Annotated in this window: 13 protein-coding genes; 10 read left to right on the top strand and 3 right to left on the bottom strand. The window is 33.8% G+C overall.

Annotated elements, in window-relative coordinates; all coding sequences use genetic code 11:
* Window positions 1-152 precede the first annotated feature (152 nt).
* The 4 genes from rplM (at window position 153) to tsf (ending at window position 3,201) form a co-directional block, all read left to right on the top strand.
* Window positions 153-608 carry a 50S ribosomal protein L13 gene (rplM, locus tag BTR34_RS10930; RefSeq protein WP_068481456.1) on the top strand — a complete coding sequence of 152 codons (456 nt, stop codon included), beginning with the start codon at window positions 153-155 and terminating at the stop codon, window positions 606-608.
* A gap of 1 nt (window position 609) precedes the next feature.
* Window positions 610-996: a 30S ribosomal protein S9 gene (gene rpsI / locus BTR34_RS10925; RefSeq protein ID WP_068481453.1), complete on the top strand. Its 387-nt coding sequence runs from the start codon at window positions 610-612 to the stop codon at window positions 994-996.
* Window positions 997-1,234: 238 nt separating this feature from the next.
* Window positions 1,235-2,305, top strand: a complete 1,071-nt coding sequence (gene rpsB / locus BTR34_RS10920; RefSeq protein WP_068481450.1) for a 30S ribosomal protein S2 — start codon at window positions 1,235-1,237, stop codon at window positions 2,303-2,305.
* A 71-nt stretch (window positions 2,306-2,376) separates the two neighbouring features.
* The gene (gene tsf, locus BTR34_RS10915) at window positions 2,377-3,201 is read left to right on the top strand and encodes a translation elongation factor Ts (RefSeq protein WP_068481447.1); all 825 of its coding nucleotides are present in this window, start codon (window positions 2,377-2,379) and stop codon (window positions 3,199-3,201) included.
* Window positions 3,202-3,280: 79 nt separating this feature from the next.
* Here the strand turns inward: tsf and BTR34_RS10910 are convergent, their stop codons facing one another.
* Window positions 3,281-5,152 carry a M61 family metallopeptidase gene (locus tag BTR34_RS10910; protein ID WP_068481444.1) on the bottom strand — a complete coding sequence of 624 codons (1,872 nt, stop codon included), beginning with the start codon at window positions 5,150-5,152 and terminating at the stop codon, window positions 3,281-3,283.
* 154 nt (window positions 5,153-5,306) lie between these two features.
* Between BTR34_RS10910 and pyrH the strand changes: the two genes are divergently transcribed.
* The 6 genes from pyrH to BTR34_RS10880 all read left to right on the top strand — a co-directional run bounded on the left by pyrH (window position 5,307) and on the right by BTR34_RS10880 (window position 12,761).
* Complete coding sequence (gene pyrH, locus BTR34_RS10905; RefSeq protein ID WP_068481441.1) at window positions 5,307-6,014, top strand: UMP kinase; 708 nt, start codon at window positions 5,307-5,309, stop codon at window positions 6,012-6,014.
* 44 nt (window positions 6,015-6,058) lie between these two features.
* Window positions 6,059-6,613, top strand: a complete 555-nt coding sequence (gene frr / locus BTR34_RS10900) for a ribosome recycling factor (RefSeq protein ID WP_068481438.1) — start codon at window positions 6,059-6,061, stop codon at window positions 6,611-6,613.
* A gap of 130 nt (window positions 6,614-6,743) precedes the next feature.
* The gene (locus tag BTR34_RS10895; protein ID WP_068481435.1) at window positions 6,744-9,131 is read left to right on the top strand and encodes an efflux RND transporter permease subunit; all 2,388 of its coding nucleotides are present in this window, start codon (window positions 6,744-6,746) and stop codon (window positions 9,129-9,131) included.
* A gap of 96 nt (window positions 9,132-9,227) precedes the next feature.
* On the top strand, window positions 9,228-10,661 hold the full coding sequence (asnS, locus tag BTR34_RS10890) for an asparagine--tRNA ligase (RefSeq protein ID WP_068481433.1): 1,434 nt from the start codon (window positions 9,228-9,230) through the stop codon (window positions 10,659-10,661).
* A gap of 37 nt (window positions 10,662-10,698) precedes the next feature.
* The gene (rpoN, locus tag BTR34_RS10885) at window positions 10,699-12,156 is read left to right on the top strand and encodes an RNA polymerase factor sigma-54 (protein WP_068481430.1); all 1,458 of its coding nucleotides are present in this window, start codon (window positions 10,699-10,701) and stop codon (window positions 12,154-12,156) included.
* Window positions 12,156-12,761, top strand: a complete 606-nt coding sequence (locus BTR34_RS10880; RefSeq protein ID WP_068481427.1) for a hypothetical protein — start codon at window positions 12,156-12,158, stop codon at window positions 12,759-12,761. Before rpoN ends, BTR34_RS10880 begins: the two co-directional genes overlap by 1 nt.
* On the opposite strand, the gene BTR34_RS10875 is transcribed toward BTR34_RS10880, so the two are convergent.
* Window positions 12,756-13,424 carry a porin family protein gene (locus BTR34_RS10875; RefSeq protein WP_068481424.1) on the bottom strand — a complete coding sequence of 223 codons (669 nt, stop codon included), beginning with the start codon at window positions 13,422-13,424 and terminating at the stop codon, window positions 12,756-12,758. The two genes, BTR34_RS10880 and BTR34_RS10875, sit on opposite strands and share 6 nt — an antisense overlap.
* A gap of 74 nt (window positions 13,425-13,498) precedes the next feature.
* Window positions 13,499-13,981, bottom strand: a complete 483-nt coding sequence (locus tag BTR34_RS10870; protein WP_068481421.1) for an ExbD/TolR family protein — start codon at window positions 13,979-13,981, stop codon at window positions 13,499-13,501.
* Window positions 13,982-13,992 lie beyond the last annotated feature (11 nt).

Genomic DNA, 13,992 nt, shown 5'->3' with positions numbered 1-13,992 from the left:
ACATAATTACGATAAATTTTTAAACTCAACATTTAGCACATTAAAAAAAATAAAAAAAATTTAGAAACAAGTATTTGCAATTCAAGTTAATAATCGTAGATTTGCAGCCCCTTTCTAGGGATTGATTAAAATAATAGTTAAAAATAGCAGTAGTGGATACATTAAGTTATAAGACCGTTTCGGCCAACAGAACAACTGTAAACAAAGAGTGGTTATTGGTAGATGCCGAAGGAGAAACATTAGGACGCATGGCTTCAAAAGTCGCCTATTTGTTAAGAGGAAAGCATAAACCAAGTTTTACCCCTCATGTTGATTGTGGTGATAATGTTGTTATAATCAACGCAGAGAAAATTGTTCTAACAGGAAACAAGTGGTCAGATAAGTCTTATTTGAGATACACTGGCTACCCAGGTGGTCAGCGTTCTACTAGCGTAAAACAATTATTGGATAAAAATCCAGAAGGTATTCTTGAAAAAGCAATAAAAGGAATGTTACCTAAAAATAGATTAGGAGCTGAACTTTTTAGAAACCTTAAAGTTTACGCCGGTACTGAGCACGGTCAAGAAGCTCAAAAGCCTACTGTTGTTAATTTAAAAGACGTAAAATAAGATGGAGGTAATTCATAAAATTGGTCGTAGAAAGACCGCTGTAGCTAGAGTATATCTTTCAGATGGTAATGGTGACATTACAATCAACAATAAAGATTTAAGTGTATACTTCCCAACCGCTACACTACAATACAAAGTAAAACAACCTTTCACATTAACCGAAAGCTTAGACACTTACAATGTAAGAGTAAATGTTTACGGAGGTGGTATTACCGGACAGGCAGAAGCAATACGCTTAGCTTTGTCAAGGGCAATGTGCGAGATTGATGCTGAGAACAGGTCTATATTGAAGCCAGAAGGTTTGTTAACTAGAGACCCAAGAATGGTTGAACGTAAGAAATTCGGTCAGAAGAAAGCACGTAAAAAATTCCAATTCTCGAAACGTTAATTCGGAATTTCAAAATTACCAGGCATCCTTTTTTTGGGTGCCTGTTTTTATATTTAATCACACTGGAAGATCCAGATTATTAACAAGTTCATTGAAAGTCCTTTGCGGACAATTAAAAATCCTTTAATTTCTTAAAGTTGAAGGTAAGATTAGTTTAGCATCTAAATGATGAAGGCTTCTGTTTATGCAGATACCACTTTATCATTGCTAATTCATAAGAACGTAAACTAAATTTAAAATGGCGAGAGTCGAAGTAAAACAATTATTAGAAGCAGGTGTGCATTTTGGCCACCTAACAAGAAAATGGAATCCAAACATGGCTCCTTACATCTATATGGAGCGTAATGGCATTCACGTAATCAATCTTTACAAAACAGTTGCAAAATTAGACGAGACCAATGAGGCTCTTAGCAAAATTGCAGCATCAGGTAGAAAAATACTTTTCGTAGCTACCAAAAAACAAGCAAAAGACATCGTTGCTGAAAAAGCAGCAAATGTTAACATGCCTTACATTACAGAAAGATGGCCAGGTGGAATGTTAACAAACTTCGTTACAATCCGTAAAGCTGTAAAGAAAATGGCTTCTATTGATCGTATGAAAAAAGATGGTACATTCCTTACGCTATCTAAAAAAGAAAGATTACAAGTTGATCGTTTACGTGCAAAATTAGAGAAGAACTTAGGTTCTATTTCTGAAATGACTCGTTTACCAGGTGCATTGTTTATTGTTGATACAATGAGAGAGCACATTGCTGTTAAAGAAGCTCAAAAATTAAACATTCCTATTTTCGCAATGGTAGATACCAACTGCGACCCTAGAGATGTAGACTTCCTTATTCCTTCCAATGATGATGCGTCAAAATCAATTGACATTATTATGACAGAAGTTACTCATGCTATTGCTGAAGGTCTTGCTGAACGTAAGAACGAAAAAGGTGATTCTGAAGGTAAATCTGAGAAAAAAGACAAGGTTAAGAAAAAAGATGCTGAGAAGTCAGAAGCAAAATCAGAGGCAAAATCAGAAGCAAAGCCAGCTGTGAAAACTACCAAGGTTGAAGCAGACGATTTAACCAAAGTAGAAGGCATTGGCCCAAAAGCCGCTGAAGCACTAGTTGCTGCAGGTATAGTTACTTATGCCGATTTATCTAAAGGTGATGCTGAGAAAATTAAAGAGATTTTAAATGACGCTAGCTCTAGAATGGCACATTTAGATCCTACATCTTGGCCAAAACAAGCTAAAATGGCTTCTGAAGGCAAATGGGACGAGCTTAAAGTATGGCAAGACAATGCTAAAGGTGGTGTAGAATAAGTATCCTACCTTATTTTTATATAAACAAATTAAGAATAACCCCTTAAAACGGGTACCTAAAAGTAAAAGAAATGGCAAAGATTACAGCCGCAGAAGTTAATAGATTAAGAAAAACGACCGGAGCAGGAATGATGGATTGCAAAACAGCTTTAGTTGAAGCTGATGGTGATTTTGAAACTGCAATTGAAATTTTACGCAAGAAAGGTCAAAAAGTTGCAGCAAAAAGAGCTGACAGAGATTCATCTGAAGGTGCTGCTATCGCTAAAGTAAATGATGCTAACACAAATGGTGTTATCATTTCACTTAATTGCGAAACTGATTTCGTAGCTAAAAATGATTCTTTCGTAACATTGGCAACAGAATTAGCTGATTTAGCAATTAATTTTGATTCTAAAGATGCATTTTTAGCTTCTGATTACAAAGGCATGACGGTACAAGAAAAGCTTATTGAGCAAACAGGCGTTATTGGTGAGAAAATTGAAATCGGAGGTTTTGAAAAATTAAGCGCACCATTTGTAGGTTCATATATTCACGCAGGAAATAAAATTGCTGTTTTAACTGGTCTTTCAGCTGCTGTTGCAGGTGCTGACGAAGTAGCAAAAGATGTTTCTATGCAAGCTGCAGCAATGAACCCAGTTGCACTAAATGAAGATGGTGTTGATCAATCTGTAATTGACAAAGAAATTGAAATTGCAAAAGATCAATTACGTCAAGAAGGTAAGCCAGAAGCAATGTTAGAAAATATCGCAAAAGGTAAACTAAAACGTTTCTTTAAAGACAATACCTTAGTTAATCAAGATTTTATAAAAGATAGTAAACAAAGTGTTTCTCAATATGTAAAATCTGTTGACTCCAAATTAGAGGTAACAGGATTTAAAAGAGTTGCATTAGGTTAATTACAATACAACTAACTCAACAAAAAACCGTCTTACCGTAAAAGGTAGACGGTTTTTTTATTTAGGCAATTTTCATAAACTAATCTTTTAGCCAAGCATTTTTTAAAGATATTTTATCGTCGCTTACTTCTTTTAACGGCACTATCTTTTTAACAGACTTCACTGGGCTACCAACTTCTCCCTTTACAGTAACTAATTCACCATTTCTTTCTATGGTGATAGTAACTTCTGTCTCTGAACTCCAAGCAAAACTTTCGCCTATTATTGCCTTAATGGAGTCTACATTGACATCTACACCATTAATAGTTTTAAAGATATCTCCTCCTCGTAGATCCAAATTAGTGTAAAACGAATTTAAGTCAATACCTTCTCTAACATAAACTACGCTATCATTTTCTACATCTACATCAATATATGGTACCTGACCATTAAAGAAATAACCAGATGATTCTTCTACATCTGATGTAGTTAATCCAACTTTATTTAAATAAACTGAGTAATCTATTGGTATATCTCCCAGAACGTGTCGTTTAAAAAAGTCATCAACTTCAGGATAGGTCATAGAAGCGATTTCATTAAACAAAACATCATCTTCAAAAGGGACATCTGTTCCATATTTTTTAGACAGTTCTTTCATTAACCATAATACTCCTTTTTCACCATTACTTTTCTCTCTCAACAAAATATCTAAAGCCATATTAATTAAAGCTCCTTTCTCATAAACGTTACCATAATTAGACTCATAAGGCTCTTCTAAAATATGCTCGCTCATTAAAGTAAAAGACATATTATCATCATAGTATTTAGCATTTGACATCTTATCTAACATGCGTACATAAAAATCTTCGTCACTTATTAAACCCTGTTGAACTTGAAAAAGATTGGCAAAATACTCAGTTGTTCCCTCGTACATCCACAAATGTTTTGACATTTTAGGATCATTGAAATTAAAATATTGAATCTCCTTAGAATGTACCGATAAAGGTGTAACAATATGAAAAAATTCATGAGAAACGACATCTACCATTGCTTGCTCTAAACGATCTTTAGGCATAACCTCTGGCAGTACAACTACGGTAGAGGTATGATGCTCTAATGCTCCAAAACCTTGGGCATCATCAACATTTACATCTGACAAATACAATAAAATAGCATACTCTTGAGTACTATTAACTTCACCTAAAAAACTCTTTTGGGCCCCCATCATAGTCATCATTCTCTCCTTTAAATCAGCAGCCTTATAAATGTTATTAGGAGAAAATACACTAAGGATAATAGTTATACCATTGATTTCAAAAGTTTCTGTATTTGGCTTAGCATACATTATAGGATTATCAATTACCTCAAAATAGCGTTTAGCAGAAAAACCATCCCATAATTCATCTGGTTTTCTATCCTTTTCTACCGGTAGTGTTGTTGTCGCAATTAAACCCTTAGGCTTATGCACAAGAATGGTATATGGTACTTCTTCATAAGAATCAAAATAACCAACAAAACCATGAAGATTAAGCATGAAATTTTTTCCTTTAGAAATATTAGTTCCGGCAGGCGAAAAAACCGCATCGATAACCTCTTTCTCCGAATCGTAAGTATCATTTACCCAATAGTTAACCTTATCTAATTGAGTGGCATTTGAAATATCCCAAGTATTGTCATCTAACTTTGTCACTTCCAATTTATTTCCTTGGTAATCCAACGCCTCGAAATCCTGAATATATTGACCATAATTATCGGTACTATATGTCCCTGGAACGGTTTTAGGAATTCTAAATACTATTGCTTCTGAAGTAAAAGCAGCGGGATCCATTTGAACCAGAACTCTATCCTCCACTATATTTACCAAATCAATTGTAGTAATAATTGGGCTTTTGCCATTAGACACTAAAGGTTTACCAGCTCCACAGGCATAACACAGTAATACAAGTCCTAAGACTGTTATAATTTTCCTCATGCTAAACAATGTATTTTTCTTGTTAATTTTTATAAACCAAAGATAAATAAACAACTATATACATTTAAGAAAGAATTATATACTGCTATCATAAAATATTGACTATACCCATCAAATATTTTCATTATTTTTGATGACAAATAACAAATCAAAGATGCACTACAAAAGAATTCTACTAAAATTAAGTGGCGAAGCCTTAATGGGTGAAAAGCAATATGGCATTGACTCAAACAGACTTAATGAATATGCAGAAGAGATAAAAGAAGTTGTAGAAAAAGGCATTGAAGTTGCAATTGTAATCGGTGGCGGTAATATATTTCGAGGATTAGCTGGTGCTGCTACAGGTATGGACAGAGTTCAAGGTGACCATATGGGTATGCTGGCAACCGTAATTAATGGACTTGCCTTACAAAGTGCTCTAGAAATGACCGGTGTACAAACAAGATTACAATCTGCAATTAAAATCAATGAAGTAGCTGAACCTTTTATAAGAAGACGTGCAATGAGGCATTTAGAAAAAGGAAGGGTAGTTATATTCGGCGGTGGTACAGGTAACCCATACTTTACAACAGATTCTGCAGCAGTATTAAGAGCAATTGAAATTGAAGCCGATGTAATTCTTAAAGGAACACGAGTTGATGGTATTTATACTGCAGATCCAGAAAAAGATAAAAATGCAACCAAATTTGATTCTATTTCCTTCCAAGAAGTACTTACTAAAGGACTTAAGGTTATGGATACCACAGCCTTCACACTTAGTCAAGAAAATGAACTACCAATTGTAGTTTTTGATATGAACAAAAAAGGAAACTTACTTAAAATTGTTGACGGCCAAACTATTGGAACAACTGTTAATATTTAATTTTTGGTATGGTTTATGTTTTTAGAAAATAATATTATTGTTTTATGAACGAAGAAGTACAATTTGTTTTAGACTCCACAAAGGAAGCAATGGACGCTGCAATAGCACATTTAGAGCGTGAATTTTTAAAAATTAGGGCAGGTAAGGCAAGTCCTGCAATGTTATCTTCAGTCTTAGTTGACTATTATGGATCGCAATCTCCATTATCGCAAATAGCAAATATAAACACGCCTGATGGAAGAACAATTTCTGTTCAACCATGGGAAAAAGGCATGCTACAAGAAATTGAGAAAGCCATAATGAATGCCAATTTAGGCTTTAACCCTATGAATAATGGCGATTTAATTATAATTAATGTTCCACCACTTACCGAGGAGCGGAGAATACAACTCACTAAACAAGCAAAAGCCGAAGCAGAACATGCAAAAGTAGGCGTACGTAGTGCAAGACAAGATGCAAACAAAGAAATAAAAGACCTTGATATTTCAGAAGATTTACAAAAAAATGCTACTGCGGATATTCAAGATTTAACCGATGGCTTTACCAAAAAAATTGATGATTTCTTATCTAAAAAAGAAGCAGAAATTATGAAAGTTTAATTGCTTTTTATAGGTCTTAGTTATTAAGCTACCCTCATAAGTTAGCTTTTTATAATTTATACTAATTTTAAAGTTTCAGTTTAGGTACAATTGCACCTATTAGTTACCTTTGCCACCTGCAAAAACAGTTATGGTAGCTAAACTTACTAAAGGATTTTGGCCAAAAACGGCTAACATTATTCTTCGAAATAGAATCCTGATCATATTATTAATAACCGGCTTTACAGTATTCATGGGCTGGCAATGGCAATATATGCGATTCTCTAGCTCGCAAACAAACCTTTTGCCAGATGACCACCCGGTAAACATAGAATATCAAGATTTTCTTAGCAAGTTTGGTGAAGAAGGTAATGCGGTAGTTTTTGCTATACGTGATACCGCTCTTTTTAATCCTGTTAATTTTAATAGATGGAATAAATTAAGTAAACAATTAGCTGCTTTTCCAGAAGTTGAATTTGTGCTTTCCACTGATAATCTACAAGAACTCATAAAGGATAACGAGAAGCAAGAGTTTAAAATGCGACCTTTAATTACGGGCGAGTTAAATTCGCAAAAAGAAATTGATAGTATTACCAGTCATTTATTCAACGACCTACCATTTTACGAGAACTTACTTTACAATAAAGAAAGTAAAACTATAAGAACCATAGTAAATTTAGACAAGGATATAGTCAATACCTCAGTGCGAAAAGACTTTATACTTCAAGACTTAAATTCACTAGTATCAAATTTTGAAAAAGAAACGAATTTAGATGTTCATATATCTGGCATGCCTTATGTTAGAACTATGAACTCGCAAAATATAATTGACGAAATCGGCAAATTTATATTAGCGGCACTTGGTGTTACCTCATTAATATTTTTCTTTTTCTTTAGAAGTATAAGAGCAACTGTAATTTCTATGTGCGTAGTAATTATTGGAGTAATGTGGGCTTTTGGGCTTTTGGGATTATTACAATATGAAATAACAGTACTTACGGCATTGATTCCACCTTTAATTATTGTTATTGGAATACCAAACTGTATTTTCTTAATTAACAAATACCAACAAGAGGTCAAAAAACATGGCAATCAGGCATTATCATTACAACGCGTTATTTCTAAAATTGGAAATGCTACGTTAATGACCAACATTACTACAGCATCTGGTTTTGCAACCTTTATAATTACCGATAGTAAATTATTAAAAGAATTCGGTATTGTCGCCTCTATAAATATCATAGGGATATTTGTTCTGTCACTACTTATTATCCCTATTGTTTATAGTTTTATGCCACTGCCAAAAACAAAGCACTTAAAACATTTAAATAAAAAATGGATAGACGCTTTTGTAAGTTGGATGGAGCGTATAGTAAGACATAGAAGAATAAGTGTCTACATTGTTTCTATATCGCTATTAGTTATTAGCATTATAGGTATTTATCAAATTAGAATCTCTGGAAGTCCCATAGAAGATATGCCAAAAAATGCAGATTTTTTCCATGACATTAGATTCTTTGAAAAAGAATTTAAAGGTATTATGCCTGTTGAAATTGTTGTAGACACTAAAAGCCCTAAAGGAGTTTTAAAACCGGCTACTCTAAAACGCATGAATCAACTAGGTGAGGTTATTGAAGAAATTCCCGAGCTTTCTTCACCTGTATCTGTCGTAAATTTAGTGAAGTATTCCAAACAAGCCTTTTATAACGGTATACCAAAGTACTATCAGTTACCTACAAGTCAAGAGAATACTTTTATCATGGATGTTGCCAGAAAATCTTCTAACGATAGTGATCTTTTAAAAACCTTTGTAGATAGCACTGGCCAAACTGCTCGTATTACGACTTTCATGCAAGATGTAAATACTAGTCGAATGGAACAAATTGAAGAGCGTCTACAAGAACATATCACTAAAATATTTCCTTCTGAACGCTACAATGTTTACATGACAGGCAGCGCATTACTTTTCTTAAAGGGAACCAAATATTTAGTAAAAAATCTTATTATGTCCTTGGCTTTGGCCATTGGTTTAATTGCACTTTTTATGGCATATCTTTTTCGTTCATTTAGAATGATAGTTATCTCGTTGATTCCGAATTTACTACCATTAGTAATTACAGCAGGAATTATGGGATTTGTTGGGGTACCCATAAAACCTTCCACAATTTTAGTTTTCAGTATTGCTTTTGGTATTTCTGTTGATGATACTATTCATTTTTTAGCAAAGTATAGACAAGAATTAACGGCAAATAATTGGCGAATAGAAAAATCTGTTTACAATGCATTACGAGAAACAGGGGTAAGTATGTTTTACACTTCAATAGTATTGTTCTTCGGATTTTCTGTATTTGTAATTTCTAACTTCGGAGGTACTGTAGCGTTAGGCTCATTGGTTTCTGCCACTTTGTTATTAGCCATGTTAGCAAACCTTATACTTCTACCTTCGTTATTATTATCATTAGAAAAAAGTATTGCCAATAAGCAAACACTTAAAAAGCCACAAATAGATATTCTACCTCATGATGAAAACAACAACTAGTTAAAATTCGTTTTAGCCTTACTATATATCACTTTTTAAACTTTTATTTTTTAACAAAATCCTATCTTTGGGATTTTAATTATTCAAAATAACATCATGCGTTTAGCTACTATAAAAGAACTATTATCAAGTAAAAACTTACTTCAAGAAATAACGGTTAAAGGTTGGGTAAGAACCTTTAGAAGCAATAGATTTATTGCCTTAAACGATGGGTCTACACTAAACACCATTCAATGTGTTGTAGATTTTGAAAATTTTGATGAAGATGTATTAAAAAAAGTAAACACTGGAGCTGCTTTAAAGATAACAGGTACACTCGTTGAAAGTCAAGGCAGAGGACAATCCGTAGAAATTCAAGTTACAGCTTTGGAGGTTTTAGGAGTTGCGGATCCAGAAGAATATCCTATTCAACCTAAAAAACACTCTTTAGAATTCCTAAGAGAAAAAGCACACCTAAGAATACGTACTAATACATTTGCCGCAATTATGCGTGTCAGGTCTACCCTTGCATTTGCTATCCACAATTATTTTAGAGAAAACGGTTTTAATTACTTTCATGCACCTATTATTACCGGCTCAGATGCCGAAGGAGCAGGCGAAATGTTTAGGGTAACAACTTTAGACGAAAAAAAACCTCCATTAACAGAGGATGGTGCTGTTAATTATAAAGAAGATTTCTTCGGTAAAGAAACGAACCTAACCGTCTCTGGCCAGTTAGAAGCTGAGGCTTATGCCATGGCGTTGGGAAAAGTATATACATTTGGACCTACATTTAGAGCCGAGAATTCAAATACATCGAGGCATTTAGCTGAATTTTGGATGGTAGAACCAGAAATGGCCTTTTTCGATTTAGATGCAAACATGGATTTAGCTGAAGATTTCATTAAAAATGTAATCTCATATACATTAACACATTGCCAAGAGGACTTGGAGTTTTTAGAAAATAGATTACTAGACGAAGAGAAAAGTAAGCCGCAGGCGCAGCGCAGTGCTATGCCATTAATTGAAAAATTAAAATTCGTAGTTGACAACAACTTCAAAAGAGTAAGTTATACCGAAGCAATTGAAATTCTTAAAAATTGTAAGCCAAATAAAAAGAAGCAATTTCAATATCCTATTGAAGAATGGGGTACAGATTTGCAAAGTGAACACGAACGCTACCTAGTAGAAAAACATTTTAACTGTCCTGTTATATTATTTGATTATCCAGCAAAAATTAAGGCATTCTATATGCGTCTAAATGAGGACGGTAAAACTGTTAGAGCCATGGACATCTTATTTCCAGGTATTGGTGAAATAGTCGGAGGATCACAAAGAGAGGAGCGCTTAGATGTCCTTAAAGAGAAGATCAAAGAACTAGATATCGATGAGAAAGAATTATGGTGGTATCTAGATTTAAGAAAATTTGGCACCGCAGAACATAGCGGATTTGGCCTAGGTTTTGAACGATTAGTACTATTCGCAACAGGCATGGGCAACATTAGAGATGTAATACCATTTCCAAGAACGCCACAGAATGCAGAATTCTAAGCGGATTTAGTTACTTTTACGAGTATAGAAAAAAGTAATGCTGAAACAACACTTACAATTTAAACTTTCACAAAAACTATCGCCTCAGCAAATTCAATTGATGAAGCTGATTCAATTGCCTACACAAGCATTTGAACAACGATTAAAGCAAGAATTAGAAGAAAATCCCGCTCTAGAAACTGGGAAGGAAGATTTAGAAGCTAGTAATGATGAGTATGATGATATCTATGAAGATAGTTCTGACAATGAAACCATCAATACAGAAGATATCAATATTGATGATTATTTAAGTGATGATGAAATTCCAGATTATAGAACCAAAGCCAATAATTACAGTACAGATGACGAAGAAAAAAGTGTACCATATGCTGCCGGTATTTCGTTTAATCAACATTTAATTAATCAACTTAACACCGTTTATCTAAGTGATGATGAATGGACAATTGCAGAATTTCTTGTTGGTAGTGTGGATGAAAGTGGATATATCAGAAGGCCTATAGTCGACATTATGGACGATTTAGCTTTTACACAAAATGTATATACCGATGAACAAACCATCACAAAAATACTATCAATTGTACAGGATTTAGACCCACCAGGTGTTGGTGCACGTTCATTAGAGGAGTGTTTAATAATTCAACTAGAACGTAAAGACATTACACCAAGTATTGAGCTAGCTACTGCAATTCTTAAAAAATCGTTTGAGCATTTCACTAAAAAGCATTATCAAAAATTAATTCAAAAACATAACATTACCGAGGCTGAATTAAAACAAGCCATTAGTGAAATTGAAAGATTAAATCCTAAACCAGGAGGCTCGTATTCCGGAAATAATAGAATTGTAGAGCACGTTGTTCCTGATTTCGCCATCAGAATTACGGAAGGAGAATTGGAATTAACCTTAAATGGAAGAAATGCTCCAGAACTCCACGTATCAAGAGAATATAGCAACATGCTTAAAGGCTATAAAGAAGCCAAGGACAAGTCCAAATCCCAAAAAGACACGGTAATGTTCATTAAGCAGAAGTTAGACGCCGCAAAGTGGTTTATAGATGCGATCAGGCAGAGACAACAGACATTGTTTATAACAATGAATTCCATAATGCATTATCAAAAAGAATATTTTTTAACAGGCGACGAACGTAATCTTCGCCCTATGATATTAAAAGACATTGCTGATGAAATTGGAATGGACGTTTCAACGGTCTCAAGAGTTGCAAATAGCAAATATGTTGACACCCCATATGGCACTAAATTGATAAAGGAATATTTTTCTGAATCGATGAAGAATGAACAGGGCGAGGATGTTTCCACTAAGGAAATTAAAAAAATCCTAGAGACTGTTATCCTTAATGAAGTAAAAAAGAAACCGCTGACAGATGATAAACTTGCCGCAATATTAAAAGAAAAAGGATACCCAATAGCAAGACGCACCGTGGCTAAATATAGGGAACAACTAAATATACCCGTTGCTCGAATGAGAAAAGAAATCTAATGAGGCTTTTTTCAAATTTCATCTCTTATCTTTTACACCCACTTTTTATTCCAATTGGCGGCACAATTGCGTATTTTTTTATTACGCCAAAATATACTCCATTAGATGTACAGAGCGCAAGTATCCTACCAATCTTTATATTAACGGTCATTATACCTATTGTGACTTTTTTTATACTCAAGAACTTAGGATTAGTAAACTCAGTCGTTTTAGAAACAGTGACAGAGCGTAAATACCCCTTGTATATTCAAGCGGCAATTATTTTACTAATTCTTTATAAGGTTATACCTAATAATTACGTTAGCGAATTATATTTTTACTTTACAGGGCTTTTAGGGGCTACATTTGCTTGCATACTTTTATTGTTTTTCAATTTTAAAACAAGCTTACATGCTATCGGAGTAGGCAGCCTGTTAATGTATCTCATAAACCTTAGCATTCATTTCGAAATAAATCTAATAATAGCAATAAGCGTATTGATTTTTTTTACTGGTGCTACATTTACAGCTCGACTTTATCTGCAAGCGCATACTAGAATTGAAATCGTCATAGGACTATTTATTGGTATTCTGTCACAACTATTTACAGTAAAATTCTGGCTATAAAATATAAAAGATAAGACCAATACGAAGTGGTTTATACTGTAAAATTTCATTGTTGACTGAGGCCTTACCATCAAAAAGATTGGTAAGTGCATAATACGCATGTAGATTAAAAGTATTATACCCAAAGCTTAATGTTAGTCCATATTGAAATTTAGACAAGTCGGTATTGTAAAATCCATCACTTGCAGTATCAGAAACAAACTTAGACCTAGCCCCAGCTACATAGGCAGCTTTAATACCTGTGTAAATTCTCCAGAATTTATATTCTTCAATAGTTGAATTACGCCATCTTAATTCTACAGGAAATTCTATTAGGTGTGTTTCTAGTTTACTTCTTGTTATATTATCCTCAATACTATAAACAATTGCATCTCCAGATAAATTTGCCACCAAATTGGAGTAATAACTATTTAAAGCAATCCCCGCCCCTATTCCAATAGCGTATGTCCCTCTTGGGTTTATGGGAATATCTTTAATCAATCCAGCACTTAGACCGTACGACAAATTACGTTGATTAGAACCTTCAGGATGATTCAATAAAAAATTATAGGACAACCCTAAATAAAACTGATCTTCAAAATAACGTTCATCATTTGATCCGTCATTAAAAGTTTGTCCAAAGGATAAAAATCCAATAAAAAAGAATAAAATTACATAACGCATAAGTAAAGTTAATGAAATAAAAAACGCTCCAAATAAATTTGAAGCGTTTTGAAAAATTGTATACTACTAACTAACTATTGTAGATTATTAAAAGCATCCCCTTCATAGGTAGTATAATTTACCTTTAAAGCGTTTACCTTTCTTAACTCTTGTTTAATATCGGATATTAATCCCATACTTGCGTTCTTGTCAACTTTGAGAGCTGTTGTTAAAACATTTTGAAGTTCTTGAGGCTTTTTAGCTCTCTCCATCAAAATATAATCACCTACTTCTGTTGTACTAGCAAATTTGTCGTTTAGTTGGATTTTTGGTTCGGTTCCAAAAGTCTTTTCATATTCTCTTGTTGGTTTTCCAACATAAATATATATTACACGATCTTTCTTCTCCAATTTCTTAACTTCACTAGCATTTGGAAGTACGTTTTCAACTTTCAAGGAACTATCCTTCATAACGGTAACCGTCATAAAGAAAAACAAAAGCATAAATACAATGTCAGGTAGCGACGCTGTTGATACCGCTGGTACCTCTCCATCTTTTTTCTTTGCAAATTTTGACATAGTGTTACTTT

Origin of the sequence: Maribacter hydrothermalis, from assembly GCF_001913155.1 — a bacterium.
GTDB lineage: Bacteria > Bacteroidota > Bacteroidia > Flavobacteriales > Flavobacteriaceae > Maribacter > Maribacter hydrothermalis.
This window is presented reverse-complemented; position numbering and strand designations above follow the sequence as displayed.

Coding starts and splice junctions, on each gene's coding strand:
- rpsI (WP_068481453.1), top strand. CDS start 610: ATGGAGGTAATTCATAAAATTGGTCGTAGAAAGACCGCTGTAGCTAGA.
- rpsB (WP_068481450.1), top strand. CDS start 1,235: ATGGCGAGAGTCGAAGTAAAACAATTATTAGAAGCAGGTGTGCATTTT.
- tsf (WP_068481447.1), top strand. CDS start 2,377: ATGGCAAAGATTACAGCCGCAGAAGTTAATAGATTAAGAAAAACGACC.
- BTR34_RS10910 (WP_068481444.1), bottom strand. CDS start 5,152: ATGAGGAAAATTATAACAGTCTTAGGACTTGTATTACTGTGTTATGCC.
- pyrH (WP_068481441.1), top strand. CDS start 5,307: ATGCACTACAAAAGAATTCTACTAAAATTAAGTGGCGAAGCCTTAATG.
- frr (WP_068481438.1), top strand. CDS start 6,059: ATGAACGAAGAAGTACAATTTGTTTTAGACTCCACAAAGGAAGCAATG.
- BTR34_RS10895 (WP_068481435.1), top strand. CDS start 6,744: ATGGTAGCTAAACTTACTAAAGGATTTTGGCCAAAAACGGCTAACATT.
- asnS (WP_068481433.1), top strand. CDS start 9,228: ATGCGTTTAGCTACTATAAAAGAACTATTATCAAGTAAAAACTTACTT.
- rpoN (WP_068481430.1), top strand. CDS start 10,699: ATGCTGAAACAACACTTACAATTTAAACTTTCACAAAAACTATCGCCT.
- BTR34_RS10880 (WP_068481427.1), top strand. CDS start 12,156: ATGAGGCTTTTTTCAAATTTCATCTCTTATCTTTTACACCCACTTTTT.
- BTR34_RS10875 (WP_068481424.1), bottom strand. CDS start 13,424: ATGCGTTATGTAATTTTATTCTTTTTTATTGGATTTTTATCCTTTGGA.
- BTR34_RS10870 (WP_068481421.1), bottom strand. CDS start 13,981: ATGTCAAAATTTGCAAAGAAAAAAGATGGAGAGGTACCAGCGGTATCA.